Origin of the sequence: uncultured Maribacter sp. (genome assembly GCF_947500405.1) — a bacterium.
Taxonomy (GTDB): Bacteria; Bacteroidota; Bacteroidia; order Flavobacteriales; family Flavobacteriaceae; genus Maribacter_B.
The window spans coordinates 208141-233847 of sequence record NZ_CANMRY010000002.1 but is presented as its reverse complement, the minus strand read 5'-3'; the positions used below and the strand labels follow the sequence as shown (position 1 = coordinate 233847).

Sequence of the window (25707 nt, the reverse complement as noted above, 5' to 3'; positions counted from 1 at the left end):
AAAGAATGGATACTAAAATAGAGAAGAAAAGAACACTACAACCCAAACATATTGGCATAGGATTACTTGTAATTATTTTAATAGCAATATTTCTATACAATAGTTTAGGCACGCCTAGTACATCATCAGAAGTTAAAAAAAATGAAATTACGATAACAGAGGTTAAACGCTCTAATTTTAATGATTACATTACGATTAATGGCGTTGTAAAACCCATTACTACAGTATATCTTGATGCCTATGAAAACGGAAGAATTGTTGAAAAATATATAGAAGAAGGCAGTATTGTAAAAAAAGGAGATATTATATTAAAGCTAGAAAACAGGCAGTTATATGAGCAAATTTTAGCAAGCGAAAACAACCTAGCCATTAAGCAAAATAATTTAAGAGAAACAAAAATAAATTTTGAGTCGCAACGTGTTTTTAATCAAAAAAGTTTACTTGAAGCAGAATACAGAGTTATAAAAGCAAACAGGTCTTTTGAGCAAAATAAATCGTTATTTGAAGAAGAATTAATAGCTAAAGAAAATTATATAAGAGCCAAAGAAGAAAAAGAATTGGCTTCTAAACAGTATGATGTTATCAAGTTTAAAGCAAAGCAAGATTCGTTATTAAGTGCTACAGGTATAAAAGAATTAGACAACGATTTAATACGAATGAAAAAAACCTTAGCCATGGTTTATGAAAGAATTGAACATTTAAATGTTAGAGCAACTATAGATGGCCAATTAGGAATGCTAGATGCTGAAATTGGGCAAAGCATTTCCCAAGGACAACGTATAGGACAGATACACGTGTTAACCAATTTTAAAGTACAGTCTAATATAGATGAGCATTATATTGATAGAGTTACGAGACATGTTTCTGCATCTTTAGAACGCGATGGAGAAACCTATGCCTTAAAAACTAAAAAAGTATATCCGGAGGTAAGAGATGGAGAATTTCAAATAGACCTAAGTTTTATAAACGAAAAACCAAACAATATTAGAACAGGGCAAAGTTATTTTATAAAATTAGAATTGGGTACACCTACAAATGCTATACTTGTTAGCAGAGGAGCATTCTCTAATACTACTGGCGGAAATTGGATTTACGTTGTAGATACTTCTGGTAATTTTGCAACTAAACGCCAAATAAAAATTGGCAAACAAAACCCCCAATATTATGAAATTCTTGAAGGCCTAGAACCTAACGAACGTGTAATAACATCTAGCTATAAAAATTTTGAAAACAGCGATAAACTTATTTTAAATTAATAACCATGATACAGACAAAAAACCTAACTAAAATATTTATTACAGAAGATATACAAACTAAGGCATTAAACGATATAAATCTACATGTAAAAGACGGAGAATTTATTGCTATAATGGGCCCTTCTGGTTGTGGAAAATCTACCCTTTTAAATATACTTGGACTTATTGATATTCCATCCGATGGTAGTTATATGTTTCATGGAAAAGAAATAGGCAACTTAAAAGAAAAGGAGTTAACTAAAGCAAGAAAAGGTAATATTGGTTTCATTTTTCAGAGCTTTAATTTAATTGATGGCTTAACGGTTTACGAAAATGTTGAATTGCCATTAATGTTTATGAACATCAATCAAAAAGAACGAAAAGAAAAAGTAAAAGCTGTTTTAAAACGCATGAAAATAGACCACCGTTCTAACCATTTTCCGCAACAATTATCTGGAGGGCAGCAACAACGTGTTGCTATTGCTAGAGCTGTAATTACCGAGCCTAAATTATTGTTAGCAGATGAACCTACGGGAAATTTAGATTCTAAAAATGGTACCGAGGTTATGAATCTATTAACAGAGCTAAGTCAAGAAGGTGCAACCATTATTATGGTAACACACTCCGAAAGTGATGCAAATTACGCACACAGGGTCATCAACTTATTTGATGGGAAAATTGTAATGGAAACAAGCAATTAGTAATACAGCCAATTAACTAAATAACTAGATAAAAATGAACTTTATCAAACTAAATATTTTCTATCGTAATTTAAAAAGAGATAAACTTATTTCTATAATTAATGCAGTTGGTTTAATTATAGGTATACTAAGTGCCTTGTTTATTTTAGAGTATGTGTATTACCAAAGAAGCTACGATAGCCATCACGAAAATGCCAAAGATATTTATCGTGTTGCTTACAATCGTTATCAAAATAACGAAGTGTTATGGAAAACAGCCAATTCATTTCCACCAACCGGAAAATGGTTAAAAGAACATTATAGCGATGTTGTAAATCATGCGAGGATAACTCCAAAAAATGAAATAACCATAAGCTATAACAATGCCTCAGGAAGCAAAATTATTTATTCTGAAGATAAAACGTACTATGCAACCTCTTCTATATTTGAAGTATTTACAATTCCATTATTACAAGGCGAAAAAGACCCTTTAAAAGCGCCAAATACAGTAGCAATATCACACCTCGCAGCAGAGCGTTATTTTGGAGAAGAACGTCCGTTAGGGAAAACAATAAAAGTAAATGGTAATGAAGATTACATGATAACTGCCGTTTATAAAAAGATGCCAAAAAATTCGATTGTAAAATCCGATTTTTTGTTTTCTATGGAAACCATTTACAAACAACGTCCTAGAATTAGAACAAGTTGGGGCTACGATTATGGCAGTACTTTTATACAATTAAAACCAAATAGCGATTATAAAAAGCTAGAAAAAGAAGGTCTTCCTGAAATGATAGCTGCTAATTATAAAGAACGTCTAGATTCGCAAGGAAAAAGAGATACATACTATTTACAACCGTTGCAGGATATTCATTTAACCTCTAACATAGAATATGAATCGGAGCCTCCTGTTAACGGAAAAATTATAAGTATTCTTTTTGGATTTTCTATTTTTCTTTTAATTATAGCTTGGATTAATTTTATAAACCTAACTACAGCACGCTCTATAGAAAGAGCCAACGAGGTAGGTGTTAAAAAAATTAATGGAGCCTCTAAAATGAATTTAATAACTCAGTTTTTAAGTGAAGCTTTCCTTTTTAACATACTTTGCTTAGCCATAACTATTGTATTATTTTATGCTTTAAATCCTTGGTTTAAAACCATTACTCAAATAGGCGATTTTAATTTATTTGAGCACTCTAAATTCTTAGGTACATTTATAGTAATTTTTGTTTTAGGCATTATAATTTCCTGTATTTATCCTGCTGTTATATTGCAATCTTATAAACCTGTAACTGTTTTAAAAGGGAAATTTAAAAACAAACGCGAAGGAGTCTTTTTTAGAAAACTATTAGTTACTCTGCAATTTGTAATTTCAGTTGTATTGCTTTGCGGTACACTTATAGCATACAAGCAAGCTACGTTTTTAATGGAAAAAGATATGGGTATTAATTATGCTCAAAGTATAGTAATTAAAGCGCCCAAAACAGGAGAAAAACAGAGTGAATTACAAAGTAAAATTCTGTTGATGAAAGATGAATTAACTCAAATTCCTGAAGTAAAAGGATTTACTTTTTCATCTGATATTCCTGGTCAAGAAATTCAACATTGGTTTAGTTGTAGAAGAAAGGGGTACGACAAAACAGACACAAATTCTTTTTTCCAACTCTCTATAGATGACCAATTTCTAGAATTTTACAATATAAAACTGCTTGCAGGAAGACTATTTAGGAAAGGCGAAAAAGAAACTGGAACCAAGAGTATTATTATGAATGTAAAAGCTATGGAACGTGTTGGTTATAAAACACCAGAAGAAGCGATTAATAACTTTGTTGTAACAGGTAGAAATGAAGAGTTTAAAATTATAGGCATTGTTGACGATTTTTATTATCAATCCATCAAAAACGAACCAGTACCAACGGTATTAAGACTTACCGATAGTCACAAAGCCTTTTTAACATTAAAAGTGGCTAGTAATAATACCACCGAAATTATTCAAAAGTTAAAAACCATTTATGAGAACTATTTCCCAGAACAACCTTTTGATTATTTGTCTCTAGAAAATAAGATAAGTAATACCTTGAAATCAGACCGAACGTTCTTATTTGTCTTTAGTTTATTTTCAATACTTGCTATTATAATTGCCGTAATTGGTATTGTGGGCTTAATATTAATCACTATTAGCCAACGTATGAAAGAAATAGGTATTAGAAAAGTCCTCGGCTCAGAATTAATGGATGTCTCTAAACTACTAGCCAAAGAAGTTGCTTCACAGATTATTACAGCTATAATAATTGCCATTCCTCTAGCTTGGTATGGTTATCAAAATTGGTTTTTAAAAACCTATATTAATAGCATAGAGTTGCATATATGGATGTTTTTAGTTCCTGTTATTGTGCTTTTTATAATCGTTTTTTTAGTAATTCATCTTGTGGCTTTAAGAGCGTACCAAATGACTTTGTCTGAAGTATTGCAAAATGAGTAATTGAACGTGTAAAGCTATGAGTTGAATTGGTGTAGAGTTTAGTGTTAGACACAATTAAAAAGACTAATTCTCTTTCTGAAAAGTGTAACAACTAGCAAAAATGGGCGTCTATTAAACGAGCCTAAACGAACTTTATGAAACATTACCTTAAATATCTATTGCTGTTGGTTATAATAATTACCAATAGTTGTACAAATTTAACTTCAAATAAAGCACAAGAAGAGGATGAAAAAGCATTTGATACTTACGTCATAAAAAATGTAAATATAATTCCGATGACAACTCATAATGAAGTCATTGAAAATGCAATCGTTTTAATACAAAATCAAAAAATTATTTCGATTAATGATACCATTCCTGATGGGGCAAAAACAATAGATGGCAAAGGGAAATGGTTGATCCCAGGTCTTATTGATATGCATGTTCATTCTGTATCTCATGTTAATTTTGGAAAAAGTTCTCCTACTCAAGGCGCTACTTTTTTCTTTAACTCGCAAGACATGGTAACTCCGTATGTAATAAATGGTGTTACAACAATATTTGACTTAAATTCCAATTCGTCATATTTTGCATTAAGGAATGAAATTGCAATTGGAGACGTAATAGGTCCAAAAATTGCGTTAGCCAAATTACTTAATGGAGGAAATGATGTAGGTCATGTTAATACCCCTTCTGATGGTCGACAAGCAGTTAGAAGCGCAAAAGCAGATGGATATCATTTTATAAAAACGTATACTCATTTAAACAAAGAAACGTTTTTAGCTATAGTAGATGAAGCTAAAAAACTAGAACTTAAGGTTATTGGACATATTCCTAAAGCATTCGAAGATAGACTTGAAGAAGCATTTGTACCTAACTTTAGTATGGTAGCTCATGCCGAGGAATTTGCGAGGTATTGGCGTAAAGACAATTCTTATAAGAAAGCGTTAGAATATGCTAAAATGGCTAAAGAAAACAACACATGGGTTGTGCCCACTTTAACTGTAATGGATTGGATAAATAAACAAAGTAAGTCGCTTGATTGTATAACACAATTAAGTTCTTTAAAATATCTACATCCAATTTTTCAAGACAAATGGATAAACCATAATAAACATTCAAAGAATTCATCTCCTAATTACTCGGTGTATTTAGACAGTCTTGTAAATTTTAACAATAAGCTTGTTAGAGCCTTCAAGGAGACAGGAGTGCCAATAGTTACAGGTACCGATGCAATGTGTTCTGGAGTTGTTCCTGGTTTTTCTGTTCATGACGAGTTAGAACTGCTTGTAGAAGCAGGTTTAACACCAGAAGAGGTACTAATTTCGGCCACTCGTTTGCCAGCAACTTGGCTAGGTATAGACAAGAAAACAGGAACTATAGAAGCAGGTAAAGATGCAGACTTAATTTTACTTAATTCAAACCCCCTTGATAATATTAATAATACAAGAGATATAGATGGTGTTTTCGTTAGCGGTACATGGCTTAATAAGTCTAAAATAGATAGTATGCTTTCTGATTTGGCTAGCCGAAATAATGAATCATTAGGAAAGTATAAATGGAAAAAAAGAAGAACGTACTAGAAAAAACTATGGTTAACAACCGTTGTAAAATATTAATAAAGTAAAAATGGAGTTGATGAAGAAACTAATATTTAAGATAACGTTATTGTTTACTATAGGTACAATAGGTCAAACTAACCATTTAATAAAAACTGACTATGGAACAATCCATTATAAAATTTATGGACAGGGGTCTCCAATTTTAATTATTAATGGAGGACCAGGGATGAATTGTGAAGGGTTTTCGTCCTTGGCTAAACTCCTAAATGACGATTACATGGTTATTCTATATGACCAAAGAGGAACAGGTAAGTCTAAGCTTAATAGTTTGAATTCAAACACTTTAAATATGGATTTACTGGTGGAAGATATTGAAGTCTTAAGGAAGCATTTAAAAATTAACAAATGGGCTGTGTTAGGACACAGTTTTGGAGGCTTTCTTGCTCAACATTATGCTTCAAAACATTCAAATAATTTGACAGGAATGATTCTCTCTGGTTCAGGAGGAATCGATATGGATATTTTTACCTATTTAGGAGCTAATTTTCACATTCGACAAAGCGCTCAAGAAAAAGATTCGTTAAATTATTGGAGAAATAAGATAAAAAAAGGAGACACTACTTATCTAGCTAAATATAAAGTTGGGAGATTTAGAGCACCTTTATACCTATATGGAGATAAATACATTGAAAAAGTCGCACATAGATTAACTCAGGGAAAACCTGAAATTAGTAAATTAATATTTCAAGATTTACATGAGAAAAATTATAACTGGAAAAATGCAATGTCTAAACTTGAGATTCCTGTTTTAATTATTCAGGGAAGACAAGATATGGTTGGTTCTGGAACTGCATATAAAGCCCATAATGTTTATAAAAACTCTAGATTAATATTTTTGAATGAATGTGGACATTATGGATGGTTAGAGCAAGAAGAAAGATATATTACAGAAATAAAATCTTTTGTAAAAAACCTAAATTAAAATACTGTAACAAGTAAATGATTTTAGAGTCTTTATTGAAACTCATCATGAAAGTAAAAAATAAACTTATTGTACTAATTGCCCTTCTTTTAACAATCTTTACCTCTAAAGCACAAATTGCCAACGACACCGAATTATACAAAAACATCATTAAAAAGGACAGTCTGTTATTCAATATTGGCTTTAATACTTGTGAAGTAAATCAGTTTGAAAAACATTTAAGTAGCGACTTTGAATTTTATCACGACAAAGGTGGTCAACAAAATAAAGTAGCATTTTTGAATGCATTGAAGAATGGACTTTGCAAATCTCCAGACCAATATCAATCACGCAGAGAGTTATTGAATTACTCAACAAAAATATATCCGCTTTACAACAATAAGAAGTTGTATGCTGTTATTCAAACTGGAATCCATAATTTTTATGAAACCTTCAATAATGGAAAGGAACAATTTGCGAGTTCTGCGAACTTTAATCATTTGTGGCTTTTGGAAAACAATGATTGGAAACTCAAAAGAAGTTTAAGCTATAATCATAAGAATAAAAAGGAAATACAAACTAAAGATTTGTTCAACCCATTTGAGCTTAAAAAATGGCTAATAGCAAATGATATCCCAATCCTTGGACTTGGCATCATAAATAAAGGGCAGTTAGAGGAAGTTAAAGTAATAGGGAATCTAAACAAAAATAAAAAAGCACCTATCAACACCATATTTAATGTTGCTTCTTTAACAAAACCAGTTACAGCCTATGTAGCTCTAAGGTTAGTGAGCCAAAACAAGTTAAGCTTGGACGAGCCAGTTTACAAATACTGGACTGACCCAGACTTAAAAGATGATGAAAGACATAAATTACTAACAATAAGGCACTTGATGAGTCATCAAACAGGCTTCCCTAATTGGCGTGATGGAAAGTTGAAATTTCAATTCACACCTGGAACAAAATACCAATATTCTGGAGAAGGCTTTGAATACTTAAGAAAGGTATTGGAAAGCAGGTTTAACAAGTCTCTAAGTGCATTAGCGTCAGAATTAATATTTGAACCTTTTAGTATGGAAGATACTAGGTATGTTTGGGACGATAAAATAGAAGAGCAAAGACTTTCTTTAGGTTTTGATAAAAGTGGAAAGAGTTACAAAGTTCATAAAAGAAAAGTGGCTAATGGAGCAGATGATTTACTCACAACAATAGAGGATTATGGAACGTTTTTAACAGCCGTATTAAATGGGTATGGACTCTCTGAACACGTTTTCAAAGAAATGCAATCTAACCAAGTCAGTTCCCAAAAAGGAAAGCATTTTGGATTGGGATTTGAAAAATATGACTTCAGAGATGGCAATTTCGCACTTTCACACGGTGGCTCTGATAATGGCGTTCAAACCATTGTTTTTATCTTCCCTAAAACCAAACAAGGAATGTTGATTTTTACAAATGTTGATGATGGCTATAAAGTTTATGAGAGTTTATTAAGCCAATATCTTGGAGAATACGGAGAAGAAATTATTGAAATAGAAACTAAAAAGTAACTATGCCCAACATTAAAAAACTGATAAGCTTAATGAATAAACTGATAAGCTACATTTTATTGTTCAATATATGTGTTTCCTTTGGGCAAACCACTAAAAAAATAGAAATTGACAAGGCAAAACTTGATAGTTTATTTATAAATCTTGACAAGCATAAACTTGGAATGGGCAGTCTTGCCATTTCAAAACACAATCAGTTAGTATATCAAAAAGCTTTTGGGTACTCTTTATTAAATCAATCAGAAAAAAAAATATCAACAACAGAAACATTTTATAGGATTGGCTCAGTTACAAAAACGTTTACAGCAGTTCTTGTTTTTCAATTTATTGAGAAAGGTCAGTTATCGCTTGATGACCATTTAAATAAATTTTTCTCAGAAGTTCCCAATAGTGAATTGATTACGGTTAGAAATTTACTAAATCACTCTAGTGGTTTAGCAAACTATTCTGATAAGACAGATTTTCAACAATGGAAATATGAAAAAAAATCAAAAAAGGATTTACTTGCAATAATCGAAAAATACAAACCACAATTTAAACCAGGAAAAAAACACCAATATTCAAATACAAATTTCTTTCTATTAAGTCTTATTCTAGAAAAAATTTCAGGGGAGTCTTATCAAAAACTATTACAAAAAAACATATTTCAAAAAATTAACCTTAAAAATACTTATTATGAAGAAGCTAAGGACTCCATAAGAAAAAAAAGTAAATCGTATAAGTATACTGGAGGTAATTGGAATCAAGAACGTGAAGATATTGCAGAAAATCATTTAGGTGCAGGTGTTATTGTTTCTAATACATCAGATTTATTAAAATTTATAGATACTCTATTTTCGTATCAATTGATTGAAAAGAAAAGTTTAAACTTAATGACTTCTTTTGATAAAGATTATGGATTGGGTATTTTCAAATTTCAATTTGACTCCTCTTTGGCTTATGGTCAAGAAGGAAGAATAAACGAATATTATACTACTCTGATTCACTTTCCTGATGTAGGACTTTCAATTGCTTATTGCACAAACGGAATTTTATACCCTAGGGATGATATAATTAGTGCTGTTGTCGCAATTTGCTTAGAAAACAACTACAAATTGCCCCATTTTAATGGTGTAAAAATAAATGATAAGAAACTGACAGGCTTATTGGGAACATATGCTTCTAATACTATGCCCATTCAAGTAACCTGTAAAGCGGATAATAACCAGTTGATTGTGGAAACTCAAGGAAAAGAGTTTGAAACCATTAAGATTAACAACAATTATTTTGCTAATTATAAATACGGGTATTTTTTTGAATTTCAATCAGAAAAGAATACTCTACTAATAAAAGAAACGGATAATATTTACATTCTAAAAAAGAAATAAAATGGTACACAGCATACAATATAGGTAACTAAAAAGGGTTCAAGAGATATGAGATATTTATTATAAGTGCCAATTTTATCATATCTTGAAAGTGCTATTCTCTATAATCTCTTACTGTTTATATTATTACTTACAATTAGTATAAAATTCATGACCCGAAAAAACTTAATTCTGCTATTAATGTTAACCTTAACATCTGTTGTGTTTAGCCAAAATCTATTTAGGACAGCCTGCAAGGGCAATTTGGTAAGGTTAGATAGTATGCTGGTAAATAGTACCATTAATGTGAAAGACAACCGAGGAAAGTCATTATTACATTGGGCAGTAGCTTGTAAACAGCGGAAAGTATTTGACTTTCTAATAAAGAGAAACATAAAAATTAATGAAGCTGATAATCAAGAAAAAACACCCTTACACGTAGCAGTTCGGTTCAATAATATAGAATATCTTGATTATCTGATTGAATTACAGTCTAATAATGACTGGCAGTCCTTATATGGAGCTTCATTAATTGAACAGGCTATATTAAATGGAAACAAAGAAATAATAGAGAAATTAATTAAGAGTGGCGTTGACATAAATATTAAAAACAAAAGAGGAAGTACTGCTTTGGAAATCTCGAAACGATTAGGTACTAAAAATATTTCTGAATTTCTAATTTCTCAAGGAGCAGATAAAAATCTTGTTAGAAAGTTCAAAATGAAAGGAAAATATATGGGACTAAAAGGACGTGAAACGATTCCTAAAATATTTGCGCCTAACTTCATTTCTACTGAGGAACAAGAATTCGGTTCAACATTTAACAAAAAGGGAACTGAGTTTTATTTTGGAGTAGATGTAAACGGGCGGAATGAAATTCGTTTTTCAAAAATAGAAGGCAACCAATGGTCTAAACCAAAAACCATTATTTCACATAAACGTTACAGCTATAACGACCCCTTTCTTTCCAATGATGAGAATAGACTCTATTTTATCTCAAAAAGAGCATTAGATGGCATTGGTAAAATTAAAGATGTAGATATATGGTATGTGGAGAGATTGAGCAATGGGTGGTCAGAACCAATAAACGCAGGTTCAACTATTAATACAAATGGGAATGAATATTATATGTCTTTCACAAATGATGGAACCATGTATTTTGCTTCTAATGGGCATGCCCGAAAAGACATCTCTAGAACAGACCATGATATATATTACTCAAGAGTTATTAATAATGAATTTCAAAAGCCTGTATTACTAGATGCGTCAATAAATACAACAGGATACGAAGCCGATGTTTTTGTTGCACCAGATGAATCTTATCTTATATTTTGTTCTACTCGTGATGGCGGATTTGGAAGAGGAGATTTATATATTAGTTTTAAAAACTCGAATGGAAAATGGACAAAGGCAGTTAATATGGGTAAAAAAATAAATACCGATAATTATGAATATTGCCCATTCGTTACAAAAGATGGAAAATACTTATTCTATACCAGTAATCAAGATATATATTGGGTTAGCACAAAAATTATTAATGAAATAAAAGAAAAAAATAAGTAATTATTAGCTAAATTTATACTTAACTCACACCACTAAAAATATACACAACGCACTAGTTTTAATGCACTATGATTAAAATAAAAAAGGACTTCGTATGGATACTTTTAGTTATTTTAAATTTGCCCTTATGTGGTCAAAATATTAAAATCTCAGAAAGTTTAACAGTCACAAAACTTTCTGAGAACACTTATATTCATACACAAAAGAATAATAATGGAATTGTGTATTTTAATAATGGCGAAGCTGTAATTGTATCTACTCCTGATTCAGAGATAGAAACTCAAAATCTAATAAATTGGGTAGAAAAGAAAGCGCGTATAGTAGTTTATGTAATTGATAGATGGCATCCTGATGCAATGAAAGGTTTAAATATTGTAAAAGAAAACAATATTAAAACTTATGCTAATAAACGCACAAAGAGAATTGCCAAACAAAAAGGGTTACCTATAACAGATTTTGTATTTAATATCAAAAAAGAAATCGACGTAGGAAATGAAAAAATAATTTGTCATTATTTAGGAGAGGCACACACATCAGATGGAATTGTGGTTTGGATTCCAACCCAAAAAATACTTTTTGGAGGAAATGAAATTAGAAATTATAATGGATGGATAGGTAATATAGGAGATGCTAACCTACGAGAATGGTCTAATACGGTAAAGAGAATAAAAAAACATTATGGTACTGCAAAAATTGTAGTTCCTGGTCATGGAAAACATGACGACTCAAAGCTAATTGATTATACAATTAAACTTTACGATTTTTATCCAAAAAAACTAACTGTAGAGGATAAAAGTAAAAAGATAATCAATCCTTTAAAAAATAAAATTATCTCTGTAGAATCTAAATCAGATACGATAATTAATACTAAAAGAATATTAATTGATGCAAAAGTAATTGTACAGGATAAATCAAAGTTAATTATAGTTGAAGCAAGTAGAATTGAGTTAAAAGATAATGAATTTAGAATTAAATCAAAAGCCGGAAGGGTTCAAATTTACGATAAAGAAAAGGAGTTTATTTCTTTAAGAACAGATGTAAATTTCAATACGTTATTTTTGTCAAAACTCAATGATAACGTTGGATTAGTTGTAGTCTTGAAAGAAATAACAACTACCAATAAAATATAAATTTTATTCGATTTTGGCTTTATCAGTTATTCCGTTAAAAATAGGTTGCATAAAAGACCTTTCATAACTTAGTGTCTATTGCATATTGCAAAGCTTCTTGACACGCTTTGTTATCAGGTATTTTATCTCGGTACTGCTCATATTCTGATAATGATTGGAATGAAAAAGAAGCATATCCAATATTGTTAGGCCCTTCATATGGTTTTAAATAGCCATGGTGGATTCCTCCCATTTTATTTACAAGGTCAATCCACATTTTTCCATAGTGTTCAAATTCTTTAATTTTTAAAGGGTCAATGGTGTATTTTAAGAAACAGGTTACCATATTTTAATTTTTTTATTCTTTATTTTTATACTCAACACAATTTTCATTCGCATAAACTCTAAGAGGTTCTAGTCCAATGGCTTTTCTTCTTTTATCAACTTCTGTTTCATTCTCTATCGAGTAAAATTTCTTAATTGCGTTTTCTTTAATAATAGCTTGTCCAAACTTTTGTTTTTGATTTGTTCTTTTTAGGATTCTATCATATAGTTCAGCATACAAAATTGCTTCAGGCTCATTAGTATTAAGAGTGTTTTCTAGTAATTTTAAACATTTTATTTGAAAGTCCAAGTCGTGGGAATGCTGTGCAATCCCCCAGGCTATCCAAACACCATCTTCTCCTATCATAGTTCGTAGGCCATCCATACTGCGCAATTATTTCATTCAATCGAATTGTATTTTGATTAACTATTTTCTTCTGTGCATCCCATTTTCCAACTAAATCTTGGTCATTCTTCCACATTTGTTTCAATTCAGTTCTTAGTTTAGGATGTGATAAATTTGAAGAATACTCTTGTTCTACCTTTTGCATTTTAACTTTTAATTCATTCCATCTATTATTAGAGTGAAGTACATTTAATCGATTATTTCTTTCCCACCTTGCTAAATCGTACATTCCTGCATCAATGGCTTTTTCTAATGAAATAAAAGATGAATCAATTTGACCTATTCGAGCATATAAAATTCCAGCATAGTAATAATTCTCGAAGCTTTTGTTTTTCTGTAATTCAGCTCCTTTAAAAATTAATTCAGCAGCTTTTTCAAAATTTCCGATTGCTCTTTTTTTTTCCTTTGATAAATGAATTCATCCCATGTTTGACCAAATGAGTTTAAAGTAAATAAAGGAATTAAGAAGAATAAAAGTTTTTTCATCTTGTCTTTTTCTTTATGACGAATAATACCTCAGATTATTACTTTGTTTAATTATTTATTAGTGGTTTTATCTATGTTGTTATCAGTCTTTTTTAGAGGATGTTTTTTGAAAGTTTAAAAGGCAATAGTATTCTTCCTATTTTTAAGAAGGCACAAAAAAGTAAGAAGTCAAAAATTATTTTAGACTAATATATTTTACTACGATATGCCATTCCATTCCGAATAAAATTGGTTAAGGTACTTAACCATGAATAAATGTCTTTTTTTTGCAAGTTTTTTACCGCTACGGGTATTCATCTTATCTTTTAGTAAGAGTAGTTTTTCGTAAAAATGATTAATAGTCGGAGCAGTTGATTTTTTGTATTCTTCTTTAGTCATTTCTAAATTTGGAAGAATATCAGGGTTATATAGAGATCTATTTTTAAATCCACCGTAATTAAAAGCTCTTGCTATACCAATAGCGCCAATAGCATCTAAGCGGTCTGCATCTTGTACTACTTGTAATTCAAGAGAACTAAACTTATCTGCTTTTAGCTCTAAGGAAGATTTATAAGATATATTGTTTATAATGGCTACTACATGTTCTATAATTTGTGCGGACACGTTCATAGAAATAAGGAAGTCGCTAGCCACTTTTGGTCCTATACTCTCATCACCATTATGAAATTTAGCATCTGCAATATCATGTAACAAAGCACCAAGAGAAACTATAAGTAGGTCTACATTTTCTTCTTTTGCTATTAAAAGGCTGTTTTTGTAAACACGTTCTATATGAAACCAATCATGTCCGCCTTCGGCGCCATCTAAAGTTTTTTTTACAAAGGCAATGGTTTCTTGTATTATCTTTTCATCTTTCAAAATAGGATACTTTATGCTTTAAAAGAATGTACACCTTGCGAAACAGTCTTTTCTATTGCGGCAATTAAATCATCAATATTACCTTCTATTTCTAACGGTTTGTGTACATCTATAGTAATGCGGCTACCTAGACCATTAGGAAATTTACCATATCGTAACATTTTCCATGAATCGTTTACGCTAATGGGTACTATTAATGCCGAGGGTGCTTTTTTAATTAATATTTTGAGCCCCATAGTTTGAAACTTTTTTGGGTGCCCCGTTCTACTACGAGTACCTTCGGGGAATATTACAGCACTTCGGTTATGTTCTTCTATATAAGAACCTAGTTTTGCAATTTCTTTAATAGCTTGTTTTCCATCATTACGATCTATAAGAACAGAACCACCATGATTTAAATTGTAAGAAACACTAGGAATACCCTTCCCTAATTCTTTTTTGCTAACAAACTTTGGATGATGTTTACGCATCCACCAGCTTATAGGAGAAATCTCATACATGCTTTGGTGGTTAGATACTATTATTAAAGGTCTGTTTGTTGGTATGTTGTGAGGATTGTTAAACTTATAAGTTGTGCCTATAATATGGGTGCATCTTATTAAACATAAATTAAAGTAGTTTACACTAATACTATGGGCTTTATAACCAAATATGTTTAAACAAACCCACTGAATTGGTTGAAAAACCAATAAAACAAGCATAAAAAAGAATGCAAATATTGGAGTTAGTATGTAGGCAAAAAATTTTCCCATAGTGTAAAAATAAAAAAACCGCTCTTTACAAAAGAGCGGTTTTAAAAATAATGTTTTTATTATTTTTTAGCAAAACTCATTATAAGCTTGTGCAAGGTTCTCAGCAATCATTTGCGCTGGTCTTCCTTCAATATGATGGCGTTCTATCATATGAACTAATTCTCCGTCTTTAAAAAGAGCCATAGATGGCGAAGATGGAGGAAAAGGTATCATTAAATTTCTAGCAGCATCAACAGCTTCTGTGTCTACCCCAGCAAATACAGTTACTGTATGGTCTGGTTTTTTGTCATTTTGTAAACTCATTTTTGCAGCAGGCCTAGCATTTGCAGCAGCACATCCACATACTGAATTTACAACCACTAAAGTGGTACCTTTTTTTGCTATTGCACCCTCTACTTCTTGGGCCGTATATAATTCTTGAAAACCAGCAGATGCTAAGTCTTCTCTCATTGGTTTAACTAATTCCGCAGGATACATAATATCTTAATTTTATTTATTAATACAAAGATAACCAATTTGTCGTACTTGGTTAATTTTCATTACGGTTCGTTTATTTAAATTTTTTATGCTAATACCATATCTTTGAAAAAAATAATAGATTATGATTAAGTGGTTTGCTGCCATTCTAGGATATTTCTTCTTAAGATATCCAGGAGCAATTTTAGGTTTTTTTGTTGGTAGCTTCATAGATAATGTAAGCTCTAATAAAGGAGGAGGTAATACAGTTTTTAGTGACTTAACAAGGCAGAAAGTTTCTCCAGCAGATTTTGAACTTAATTTACTCTCTTTATGTTCTATTGTAATTAAGGCCGATGGTAAAATCTCGCAAAAAGAAATGGATTATGTGAGACAATACTTTGTAAGTACTTACGGTAAAGAAAAAGCAAATGCAATTTTTAGAACTTTTAATGATGTTAATAAGAAACACGAAATATCTGCACAACGTATTTGTAGTTTTTTAAACCAAAGAACTAGGTATGAAGTTCGTTTGCAATTAATACACTTCTTATTTGGTATTGCAAAGGCCGATGGGCATGTTAGTAATCTTGAGGTTGCTAAAATTAAAGAAATTGCAGGGTATTTAAGAATAAGTGCTACAGATTTTGAGAGCATTAAAGCAATGTTTTTTTCATCTTCGGATAACGCCTATAAAATTTTAGAAATTTCTAAATCTGCTAGTGATGATGCTGTAAAAAAAGCATACCGAGCTATGGCAAAAAAATACCATCCAGATAAAGTAATCACTGAAAATGAGGCCATTAAAAAGGGTGCCGAAGAGAAATTTAAAAGGGTTCAAAAAGCCTATGAAGACATTCAAAAAGAAAGAGGAATTAACTAAAGTAAACTTATGCAAGAATTTTTGTTTTACACAAAGTTGGGTTTAGAGCATGTATTAGATTTTTCTGCTTATGACCATATTCTTTTTTTAGCTGCTTTAGCACTTCCTTTTACCTTTAAAAATTGGAAAAATGTTTTGTTATTAGCTACTGTTTTTACCATTGCGCATTGTACATCATTAGTTTTTTCCGTATACGAAGTGGTTGTTTTTGATGTCAGTTTTATAGAGTTCCTAATACCTGTTACTATTTTTATAACAGCAGTTTTTAATTTATTTTACACCAATACTATTAAAAAGGAGCAGAGTATTTTATTGCATTTAATTGCAACGGCTTTTTTTGGTTTAATACACGGTTTTGGTTTCTCTAACTATTTTAAAATGTTATTATCTGGAGAAGAAGAAAAAGTATCTCCTTTGTTAGGTTTTGCATTAGGAATAGAGCTTTCGCAGTTAATCATAGTAATAACAATTTTGTTAATAGCCTTAATTATGCAGGACAAACTAAAAGTAAAACAACAAAATTTTGTAGTTGTAGGTTCTATCATAATATTATTAATTACAATACCAATGTTAATAAACACTTTTCCTTGGTAAGGTTTGTTAAATTTAACTATAATAGGCTGTTGTTGTTTTATAAAGCAGGTATCTTAGTGTTTTACCTAGATAAGAATAAGAAGTTTTAAATGATTAAGACAAAACAAGAGAAGTATGATAAGGCCTATTTGCGTATGGCAAAAGAATGGGGTTTATTATCTAATTGCGAGCGTAAAAAAGTAGGAGCAATTATTGTTAAGGATAGAATGATAATTTCTGACGGATATAACGGAACACCAACAGGTTTTGACAATGTTTGCGAAGATGAAGAAGGCTATACCAAATGGTATGTTTTACATGCAGAAGCAAATGCAATATCTAAAGTAGCCTCTTCTACACAATCTTGCAATGGAGCTACATTATATATAACGCTATCTCCTTGTAGAGAATGTAGTAAATTAATTCATCAATCTGGGATAAAACGTGTTGTATACCAAAATGCATATAAAGATGATTCTGGTCTTAAATTTTTAGAAAAAGCAGGTGTAGAATTAGTGCATATACCAGAAATTTCTAACTAAGAAAAAAATAATGAAACGTATAAATACCTATTTATGGCCAACTATTATTGCAGCTGCCTTAGCAATAGGAATTTTTCTTGGCGGTAAACTTAATTTTAAAGATTCTCCAAAACGTCTTTTTACTACAAATTCTAAAAAAAACAAATTAAATAGGTTAATAGACTATATAGATTATGAATATGTAGATGATATTAACACAGATAGTATCGTAGATATTACCGTAAATAATATTTTAGAAAAGTTAGACCCGCATTCAGTATACATTCCTAAAAAAGAAATGAGTCGTGTTGCAGATAATATGAAAGGAGATTTTGTTGGTATTGGTATTAATTTTTATGCCTATAAGGACACAATTTCTGTAATACGAACTATAGATAATGGTCCTAGTTTTAAAAAAGGAATAAAAGCGGGAGATAGAATATTAATGGCAAATTTGGATACACTTTATGGAAAAAACCTAGGAAGTGGTACCATTGTAGAAAAACTGAAAGGAAAAAAAGGAACTATCGTAAATTTAAAAGTTTACAGAAAAGAAGAAAATAAAGTTTTTGATGTTAAAATTAAAAGAGATTTAGTTCCTATTAAAAGTGTAGAGGCGTATTATATGCTTACAGAGGACATGGGCTATGTAAAAGTTAATCGTTTTGCAGAAACTACATATAAAGAATTTAAAGCTGCTTTAAAGGATTTAACAAAACAAGGAGCTAAAAAACTTACATTAGATTTAAGAGATAACCCAGGTGGTTATTTAGGTGTTGCCGAAGAAATGGCAGATGAGTTTTTAAAAGACGGGAAGCTTATTTTATTTACAAAAAATAAGAAAGGAAAAATAGATAAGATTTTTGCTTCTGAAAAAGGAGAGTTTGAAGATAAACCCGTGTATGTATTAATTAACGAACGCTCTGCATCTGCAAGTGAAATTATTGCAGGCGCATTACAAGATAATGATATTGGAACTATAGTAGGAAGAAGGTCTTTTGGAAAAGGATTAGTGCAAAGAGAAATGGAACTAGGAGATGGTTCAGCAGTAAGACTAACGGTTTCTAGGTACTACACGCCAACAGGAAGAAGCATTCAAAAAACATATAAAAACGGACATAAAGATTATTACAAGAAGTTTACAGAGCGATATAATAATGGGGAATTAATGTCTGCAGATAGTATAAAAGTAGCCGATTCTTTAAAATTTAAGACCCCTAAAGGGAAAATAGTATATGGCGGTGGCGGTATAATTCCAGATATTTTTGTGCCAATTGGAACTAATGAAGAGGAAGCTTTAAAAAGTATGGATAGTTACGGCATATTATCCTATTTTGTTTTTGAGCATTTAGATGAAGACCGTAAAAGGTATGAAGACTATACCCAACAAGAATTTATTAGTGACTACAAAGTAGATGATATACTTTTTGAAAATTTTGTAGAATATGCTATGGCTAGAAATCTAAAAATGAATTTTTATGATTTTGAGGATAGTGTAAAATTGTATTTAAAAGCTGCGTTAGCAGAACAATTATACAGTGCTAATATTTACGCTAAAATTAAAAGTACAAAAGATGCTATGTTACTTAAAGTATTAGATTTAGATAGCCCTGCCTTATTACAAGAAAAAAAGGATGAAATAAATAATACGAAGAGTAATTAACCTTCGTTTATCTTCTTTTGTATTTTTTTACTAGTATTAAAAACTAAAATTAATAGTATGGCAATTAGAGCTGCCATAATACCTATTAGAGCAATAATACTATTCCCTTCAAATACATTATTAAAATCTATTAAAGTTACATTATATGCAATAAGCGCAATTGCTAAAACAATTAAAACTATAGATAAGGTCTTGTTCATTTTTATTTTTTTTAAAATAACTGGTTAATATTAGCTGCAAATAACTTAACCGCAATAGCCAGTAAAATTACACCAAATACTTTTCTAATTACATTAATACCATTACTGCCTAAAATATGTTCTATACGTTTAGAAGATTTTAAAACAATGTATACAAATATAATATTTATGAAAATGGCTATAATAATATTTTCTACATGAAACTCTGCTCGTAAAGAAAGTAAAGACGTCATTGTACCTGCACCAGCAATTAATGGGAATGCAATAGGAACAATAGAAGCACTTTCTGGCGCATCATCTTTATAAAGACTTATACCTAATATCATTTCTATGGCTAAGAAAAATAATATAAAAGCCCCAGCTACAGCAAAGGAGTTTACATCTATACCAATTAAGTTTAATATTTCTTCTCCAATAAAAAGGAAAGCAATCATTATTAAAGTGGCAACAATAGACGCCTTTTCGGATTGTATATGCCCAACCTTATTACGTAATCCAATTATAATAGGAATACTTCCGATAATATCTATTACTGCAAAAAGAATCATACCAGAAGTAACAATTTCTCTAAAATCAAAATTAAAAGTCATATCATAAAAATATTTGGTCAAATGTACGTTTATTATCAAATTTTAGATGTTAAGCCTTAAATAAACTAAAAGAATTTATAAGAAAACGTATCTTGGCATTTTATTAAATTATATGTTTCAAATAGGTAAAACCATAGTATCTGAAGAGATAATAGAGAACGATTTTGTTTGCAATCTTAATGCCTGCAAAGGACAATGTTGTATTGATGGTGAGGCAGGAGCTCCCGTTGCAGATAATGAGACCGAGATAATGGTGGATATTTATAGCAAAGTAAAACCTTATTTACGTTCTGAAGGTGTTATAGAAATAGAAAAACAAGGGGCTTTTATAAAAGGAGAAGATGGCGAATGGGAAACTCCTCTAGTAAACGGAAGTGAATGTGCATATGTAATTTTTGATGATAAAAAGATTGCTAAATGTGGTATTGAAGAGGCGTATAATGATGGTGTTATAGATTGGAAAAAACCGGTGTCATGTCATTTATATCCAGTTAGAGTAAAAGAGTATACAGAACTAACAGCTGTAAACTATCACAAATGGGAAATTTGTGACCCTGCTTGCGCCTTTGGAGACGAATTAAAAGTGCCAATTTATAAATTTGTAAAAGAGTCTCTAATACGTAAATTTGGAGAGGCATGGTATGCAGAGCTAGAAGAGGTGGCAAAAGAGCATATTAGAAAGTAGGTATGTGTAATATTACTTGAGTTCCTGAAGGTTTTTTATTTTTATCATATAAATCTATAATTTCAAGACTAAATGAGTTTTGATAATCTCTAGAGAAATTTGTTAATCTTTCTTTGGTTATATCTATTCCAACAGATTTTCTTTTAAGAACCTTATTCTTTTTAATTTTTTCGGCAGTTACTCTTCCAACTCCGTTGTCTGTTATTTCTATATGTATAAACCCGTCTTTACATTTATGAACGTTTAATTGTATTTTTTTTTCTCCTTCCTTAGAAGAAAGCCCGTGCCAAAGTGCATTTTCTAGGAAAGGTTGTAAAATTAATGATGGTATTTTAATAGTATGCGTATCAATATCCTCAGCAATAGAAATGGTGAAATTAATTTCATTAGAAAACCTAATATTTTCAATATTCATATACAGGTCTACTGTTTCTAACTCTTCTGCTAAAGGAATTTCTTTTAAAGAAGACGCTTCTAATATTTTACGAACCAGTTTAGAGAACTTGTTTAAATAGTGTACCGCATTTTTTTTCTCATTGTTTATTATGTATAACTTAATAGAATTTAAGGAGTTAAAAAGAAAATGGGGGTTCATTTGGCTACGTAACATAGTTTGTTCTAGGGTAAGAAGCTTTTTTTCGTTTTTTAATTGGTATTGTCTGTAAAGTATAAAGAAAATACCAGCAAGTAGTGTTAGTGCAAAAGCACTAATAAGTAGGGTGGTTTTGTTTTTTCTTAATTTTAGTTTTACAATTTCATTTTCTTTGGCTAGTACTTCAATTTGGCTGCTTTTCTTTTCGGTATCATACCTAATAATCATATCATTTACATACCGTAAATTTCTAACGTTTGTTATTCCTTCATCAAAAGCTTGCGCTACTTTGTAATACTCTAAAGCTTTTTTGTATTTTCCCTGTTTGTTATATAAATCTGACAAGTTTAAATTTGCCTTAATTATACCGCTTGGCAGGTTATGTTTTTTTGCCAATTGCAAACCTGTTAGCATGTTCTTTTCGGCATCTTTGTAATTTTTAATATGCATTAATGCGGTTCCTAAATTTATATGCACAGCAGATGTAACATATTGGTCTCCTAAGGATTTAGAATCAATTAAAGTAGATTCTAAAATAGCAATAGCTTCTTTTGTTTTTTCTTGTTTTATATTTATTTGAGCTATGCTATTCTTGCAAATAATTAAGCCCATTGCGTTATTTATTTTTTTGTTATAATAAAGTGATGTTTTAAAATTTTCTAGAGCTGCATTTAAATTTAATTGAGACTCTTGGCATTCTCCAATGTTTTGATGGTTTATTGCAATACCTAGCTCATTACCCAATTCTTTTTCTAAAAGCATAGATTTTTTAAATTGTTTAATGGCTAAATCATATTGCTCTAGCGTTTGGTATATATTACCTATTCCATTTAAAGAAACATTAATACTCCTTTTTAAACCATCTGATGGATTTTTTACTGTTTCAGCTAGTTCTAGGGCTTCTTGGCTATAATCTAAGGCTGTTTTAATAGCATCTGTTCTGCGGTATACAACGCTAAGCATATTTAGGCTAAACACTTTAAATTCTAAATTTTTATCTTTATTTGCAGCTTGTAATGCTTTATTGTGTAACGCAATTGCATTAGAAAATTGAGAATATGCTCTATACCTTCTCCCTAACTGATTTAAGGCATATGATTGCCCTATAAAATAGCCTTTACTTTCTGCGGTATTTGCAAAATAGCGCATGTGTACAGTGTCTTTTCTTTTAGGTCTTAATATTTTATCTATCTCTCTATACGTTTTTGGCTCTGCCTTTATAAGACTATCACTTAAAGAAATAAATTCTGAAGATACTTCTTGAGTATAACTGCTAATGGAATAAAACAGAAGAAAAAAAAATGTAAAAATTTGTTTAGACTGTAGCAAGGCTTATTGGTTTTGTTGGTTTATAACAAATCTAGAAAATCAGATTTTTTTTGTCTAGATACAGGTATTTTATGATTAGAATTTAAGATTACATACCCATCGGTTTTTAAAAATTCTTTAATTTTATTTAGGTTAATAATATAGGAGTTATGAATTCTAAAAAAAGTATCTGGGGGTAGTAACTCATTAACTTCTTTTAATTTTTTTGTAAGGACTATTTTTTGACCGTCGGTTAAAAAAATGGTGCTGTAATTCCCGTCAGATTCTGCATATAAAATTTCATTACTCTCTAAGAACAGTAGTTTGCCATCTGTATTAATAGTGATTTTTTTAGTATTTGTAGAGGAGTTAAAATTTAACAGAATTTTTTCTAATTTATCTACCGTTAAGTTTCTGGTATTAAATTTTTTTATTTTGACAATTGTTTCTTCTAAATCGTCGGTATCTATAGGTTTTAGTAAATAATCTAAAGCCTCATTTTTTAAAGCTTTTATTGCGTATTGATTATACGCGGTAGTAATTACAACAGGGAAGTTTTTATTCTGTAATTTTTGAATAAATTGAAAACCGTCCATGGTTGGCATTTCTATATCTAGAAATAAACAGTCAGGAGTGTTTATTTCTAAATAACTTAATGCTTTAAATGGATCTGTAAAAGAAGCCACTACATTAATTTCTTTACTAAAGTTTGTTAGCTCCCAAGATAAGCTTTGTAAGGCTTTAATTTCATCGTCTACAATTACAGCTTTTAGCATAGTTAAATATTGCGTTTAAGTAAGGTAACCAAAAATATAATTATTATGTAATTTATTATATAAATATGTATTAATGGTTTGTAATTAAGTGTAAATGGTAAGGAAGAATTTTTTACACAAAAACGGTTACATTGGTAAGTAATAAACTACAAATGTTAAATGTTTGTTTTTTATAATATTTCCATATATACAAAATTAATTACCATTTATACATTTCAAGAGTTCTAAAATACCTATTAAAGTATATTTACTAAGCTTTTTAAGTTCCCCGAGTAAGTAATTTGTAATTATTTTATAAAATGAAAAGGTGCCTTTTAATGTTTGTTTTTCTGCTTTTACTATTGCTTTTTGCGGCTTTTGTTGATGATGATGACAAGAAATTATCTTTACAAAATACTGTAGTAGCGGAAATTGAATTCAAAAAGTAAGTATGTAGTTGTAATACTTTAGGATGAAATGCGGTTTTTGCATTATCTAAAATTGTTTCATTATACTGATATTATACTAATTTAGTACAGAAATTCTTAAAAATAGAAGGAAAAACCGTCTTAAAAGATAATTTAAATGTTATAATTTTGTAATTATTACTAAATAAAAATAATTATAATATTTAACTATATATTACCAAATTTAAAAGTTACGGTTCTTAAGCAATTTTTTAAAATTTTGCTGTACAGTGTATTATTACAATTAAAACCAAAACCAACCAGTTGGAAATTGGAATATTGTTGAGAATAGGTTTCGGGGGAACTACCTAAATCAGCTAAATTGTAATATTTATCTTTCATTAGTTGCATTGGGGAACCGTATTTTGGTAATAACTGGTTGTTAGGGCTTTACGTTAATTAGGAGTCCAATTTTAATAAACCAAAAAGTATAAAAATTTATACTTTTTGGTTTATTTTTTTAAGTCTATTTTTATTTCAAAAATCAATTCTTTGTAAAGGCTAATAAACATTGCTAGTCAACATACATTTCAACATTGTGTGTTAAAAACTTTGTGACCATATTGCTTAAATAGACCTTAAAATTTGGTGTTAATTTTACATCTTTGTTAGTCCGTAGTGGGAGGTTTTTTTCCTAGTTGTATAAAATATAAAAATCACAAATTATTATGTCTGTATCCATTGAGCCCATTTTAGCCGAAAACAAAGATCGGTTTGTAATATTTCCAATTCAACATAATGATTTATGGGATTGGTATAAAAAGCAAGAGGCATGTATATGGACGGCAGAAGAAATAGACTTGCATGAAGACTTAACAGATTGGAATAATAAGTTAAGTGATGATGAGCGTTATTTTATAAAGCATATTCTTGCATTTTTTGCTGCATCAGATGGTATAGTAAATGAAAATTTAGCAGAAAACTTTGTGAATGAAGTACAATATTCGGAAGCAAAATTTTTCTATGGTTTTCAAATAATGATGGAAAACATACATTCAGAAACATATTCTCTATTAATAGATACTTATGTTAAGGATGATAAGGAAAAAACAAAACTTTTTCAGGCAATAGAAAACTTTCCAGCAATTAAGAAAAAAGCTGATTGGGCTCTTAAGTGGATAGAGTCTCCAAGTTTTGCAGAGCGTTTAATAGCGTTTGCAGCAGTAGAAGGCATTTTCTTTTCAGGTTCTTTTTGCTCTATATATTGGTTAAAAAAGAGAGGCCTTATGCCTGGCTTAACCTTCTCTAATGAGTTAATTTCTAGAGATGAAGGTATGCATTGTGATTTTGCTGTGCATTTACACAACCATCATATTATAAATAAAGTCCCAAAAGAAAGAATAAAAGAGATTTTAGTAGATGCTCTTAATATAGAAAGAGAGTTTATAACAGAATCTCTTCCTGTTAGTTTAATAGGAATGAATGCTAAGTTAATGACCCAGTATCTTGAATTTGTTACGGATCGTTTATTAGTAGAATTAGGATGTGATAAAGTATACAATTCTACCAATCCGTTCGATTTTATGGATATGATTTCCTTACAAGGAAAAACTAATTTCTTTGAAAAACGCGTTTCAGAATACCAAAAAGCTGGCGTGTTAAATACAGAGGATGATGAAGACTCTCAGAAAATTAGTTTCGACGCTGATTTCTGATAAATAGAACAACATTAGTTTGTTGTTTTGTACCCCATATTTAATTATAAAACCTACAATAAAACT

The 25707-nt window shown here is 30.3% G+C and carries 24 protein-coding genes; 15 read left to right on the top strand and 9 right to left on the bottom strand.

All coding sequences use genetic code 11. The annotated features are described in order from the left end of the window. Positions 1 to 5: 5 nt before the first annotated feature. The 9 genes from Q0945_RS03195 to bla all read left to right on the top strand — a co-directional run bounded on the left by Q0945_RS03195 (position 6) and on the right by bla (position 12488). Positions 6 to 1256 (top strand): HlyD family efflux transporter periplasmic adaptor subunit, encoded by a 1251-nt coding sequence (locus tag Q0945_RS03195; RefSeq protein WP_299430705.1) that lies wholly within the window; start codon positions 6 to 8, stop codon positions 1254 to 1256. Between the two features lie 5 nt (positions 1257 to 1261). Further along, positions 1262 to 1936 (top strand): ABC transporter ATP-binding protein, encoded by a 675-nt coding sequence (locus Q0945_RS03190; RefSeq protein WP_299430703.1) that lies wholly within the window; start codon positions 1262 to 1264, stop codon positions 1934 to 1936. A 34-nt stretch (positions 1937 to 1970) separates the two neighbouring features. Beyond that, entirely contained in the window at positions 1971 to 4400 is a 2430-nt protein-coding gene (locus tag Q0945_RS03185; protein WP_299430701.1) for an ABC transporter permease, read from the top strand. A gap of 134 nt (positions 4401 to 4534) precedes the next feature. Then, positions 4535 to 5962, top strand: coding sequence for an amidohydrolase family protein (locus Q0945_RS03180; protein ID WP_299430699.1), 1428 nt, complete (start codon positions 4535 to 4537; stop codon positions 5960 to 5962). A 55-nt stretch (positions 5963 to 6017) separates the two neighbouring features. Further along, the gene (locus Q0945_RS03175) at positions 6018 to 6923 is read left to right on the top strand and encodes an alpha/beta hydrolase (RefSeq protein ID WP_299430697.1); all 906 of its coding nucleotides are present in this window, start codon (positions 6018 to 6020) and stop codon (positions 6921 to 6923) included. 47 nt (positions 6924 to 6970) lie between these two features. Next, complete coding sequence (locus Q0945_RS03170) at positions 6971 to 8449, top strand: class A beta-lactamase-related serine hydrolase (RefSeq protein WP_299430695.1); 1479 nt, start codon at positions 6971 to 6973, stop codon at positions 8447 to 8449. A 32-nt stretch (positions 8450 to 8481) separates the two neighbouring features. Beyond that, a complete protein-coding gene (locus Q0945_RS03165) occupies positions 8482 to 9816 on the top strand; it encodes a serine hydrolase domain-containing protein (RefSeq protein ID WP_299430693.1) in 1335 nt (444 codons plus the stop codon). A gap of 180 nt (positions 9817 to 9996) precedes the next feature. Continuing rightward, a complete protein-coding gene (locus Q0945_RS03160) occupies positions 9997 to 11358 on the top strand; it encodes an ankyrin repeat domain-containing protein (RefSeq protein WP_299430691.1) in 1362 nt (453 codons plus the stop codon). Positions 11359 to 11426: 68 nt separating this feature from the next. After that, the gene (gene bla / locus Q0945_RS03155) at positions 11427 to 12488 is read left to right on the top strand and encodes a subclass B1 metallo-beta-lactamase, long type (RefSeq protein WP_299430689.1); all 1062 of its coding nucleotides are present in this window, start codon (positions 11427 to 11429) and stop codon (positions 12486 to 12488) included. Positions 12489 to 12549: 61 nt separating this feature from the next. Here bla and Q0945_RS03150 read toward each other — a convergent pair whose 3' ends face one another. From Q0945_RS03150 to Q0945_RS03130, 5 genes are all read right to left on the bottom strand, one after another. Continuing rightward, the gene (locus Q0945_RS03150; RefSeq protein ID WP_299430687.1) at positions 12550 to 12813 is read right to left on the bottom strand and encodes an NIPSNAP family protein; all 264 of its coding nucleotides are present in this window, start codon (positions 12811 to 12813) and stop codon (positions 12550 to 12552) included. 12 nt (positions 12814 to 12825) lie between these two features. Beyond that, positions 12826 to 13158, bottom strand: coding sequence for a DUF6624 domain-containing protein (locus tag Q0945_RS03145; protein ID WP_299430685.1), 333 nt, complete (start codon positions 13156 to 13158; stop codon positions 12826 to 12828). A gap of 723 nt (positions 13159 to 13881) precedes the next feature. Next, the gene (locus tag Q0945_RS03140) at positions 13882 to 14541 is read right to left on the bottom strand and encodes an HD domain-containing protein (protein WP_299430683.1); all 660 of its coding nucleotides are present in this window, start codon (positions 14539 to 14541) and stop codon (positions 13882 to 13884) included. An 11-nt stretch (positions 14542 to 14552) separates the two neighbouring features. After that, a complete protein-coding gene (locus tag Q0945_RS03135) occupies positions 14553 to 15293 on the bottom strand; it encodes a lysophospholipid acyltransferase family protein (RefSeq protein WP_299430681.1) in 741 nt (246 codons plus the stop codon). A 66-nt stretch (positions 15294 to 15359) separates the two neighbouring features. Continuing rightward, the gene (locus tag Q0945_RS03130) at positions 15360 to 15770 is read right to left on the bottom strand and encodes a BrxA/BrxB family bacilliredoxin (RefSeq protein WP_298485095.1); all 411 of its coding nucleotides are present in this window, start codon (positions 15768 to 15770) and stop codon (positions 15360 to 15362) included. 124 nt (positions 15771 to 15894) lie between these two features. Here Q0945_RS03130 and Q0945_RS03125 point away from each other — a divergent pair, with 124 nt between their 5' ends. From Q0945_RS03125 to Q0945_RS03110, 4 genes are all read left to right on the top strand, one after another. Next, the gene (locus Q0945_RS03125) at positions 15895 to 16632 is read left to right on the top strand and encodes a TerB family tellurite resistance protein (protein ID WP_299430679.1); all 738 of its coding nucleotides are present in this window, start codon (positions 15895 to 15897) and stop codon (positions 16630 to 16632) included. 9 nt (positions 16633 to 16641) lie between these two features. After that, positions 16642 to 17226 (top strand): HupE/UreJ family protein, encoded by a 585-nt coding sequence (locus Q0945_RS03120; protein ID WP_299430676.1) that lies wholly within the window; start codon positions 16642 to 16644, stop codon positions 17224 to 17226. 89 nt (positions 17227 to 17315) lie between these two features. Further along, on the top strand, positions 17316 to 17747 hold the full coding sequence (locus Q0945_RS03115; protein WP_299430674.1) for a dCMP deaminase family protein: 432 nt from the start codon (positions 17316 to 17318) through the stop codon (positions 17745 to 17747). Positions 17748 to 17757: 10 nt separating this feature from the next. Next, on the top strand, positions 17758 to 19389 hold the full coding sequence (locus Q0945_RS03110; RefSeq protein ID WP_299430672.1) for a S41 family peptidase: 1632 nt from the start codon (positions 17758 to 17760) through the stop codon (positions 19387 to 19389). Here Q0945_RS03110 and Q0945_RS03105 read toward each other — a convergent pair. Beyond that, a complete protein-coding gene (locus Q0945_RS03105) occupies positions 19386 to 19589 on the bottom strand; it encodes a hypothetical protein (RefSeq protein ID WP_121064018.1) in 204 nt (67 codons plus the stop codon). The genes Q0945_RS03110 and Q0945_RS03105 overlap by 4 nt on opposite strands. Before the next feature lie 11 nt (positions 19590 to 19600). Continuing rightward, entirely contained in the window at positions 19601 to 20179 is a 579-nt protein-coding gene (locus Q0945_RS03100; RefSeq protein ID WP_299431162.1) for a MarC family protein, read from the bottom strand. Between the two features lie 112 nt (positions 20180 to 20291). Here Q0945_RS03100 and Q0945_RS03095 point away from each other — a divergent pair, with 112 nt between their 5' ends. Next, complete coding sequence (locus Q0945_RS03095) at positions 20292 to 20864, top strand: DUF3109 family protein (RefSeq protein ID WP_299430669.1); 573 nt, start codon at positions 20292 to 20294, stop codon at positions 20862 to 20864. Here Q0945_RS03095 and Q0945_RS03090 read toward each other — a convergent pair. Continuing rightward, positions 20854 to 22785, bottom strand: a complete 1932-nt coding sequence (locus Q0945_RS03090) for a tetratricopeptide repeat protein (protein WP_299430667.1) — start codon at positions 22783 to 22785, stop codon at positions 20854 to 20856. The two genes, Q0945_RS03095 and Q0945_RS03090, sit on opposite strands and share 11 nt — an antisense overlap. A gap of 20 nt (positions 22786 to 22805) precedes the next feature. Further along, positions 22806 to 23540, bottom strand: coding sequence for a LytTR family DNA-binding domain-containing protein (locus tag Q0945_RS03085; protein WP_299430665.1), 735 nt, complete (start codon positions 23538 to 23540; stop codon positions 22806 to 22808). Between the two features lie 1114 nt (positions 23541 to 24654). Here Q0945_RS03085 and Q0945_RS03080 point away from each other — a divergent pair. Then, a complete protein-coding gene (locus Q0945_RS03080) occupies positions 24655 to 25641 on the top strand; it encodes a ribonucleotide-diphosphate reductase subunit beta (RefSeq protein ID WP_299430663.1) in 987 nt (328 codons plus the stop codon). Positions 25642 to 25707: the final 66 nt, after the last annotated feature.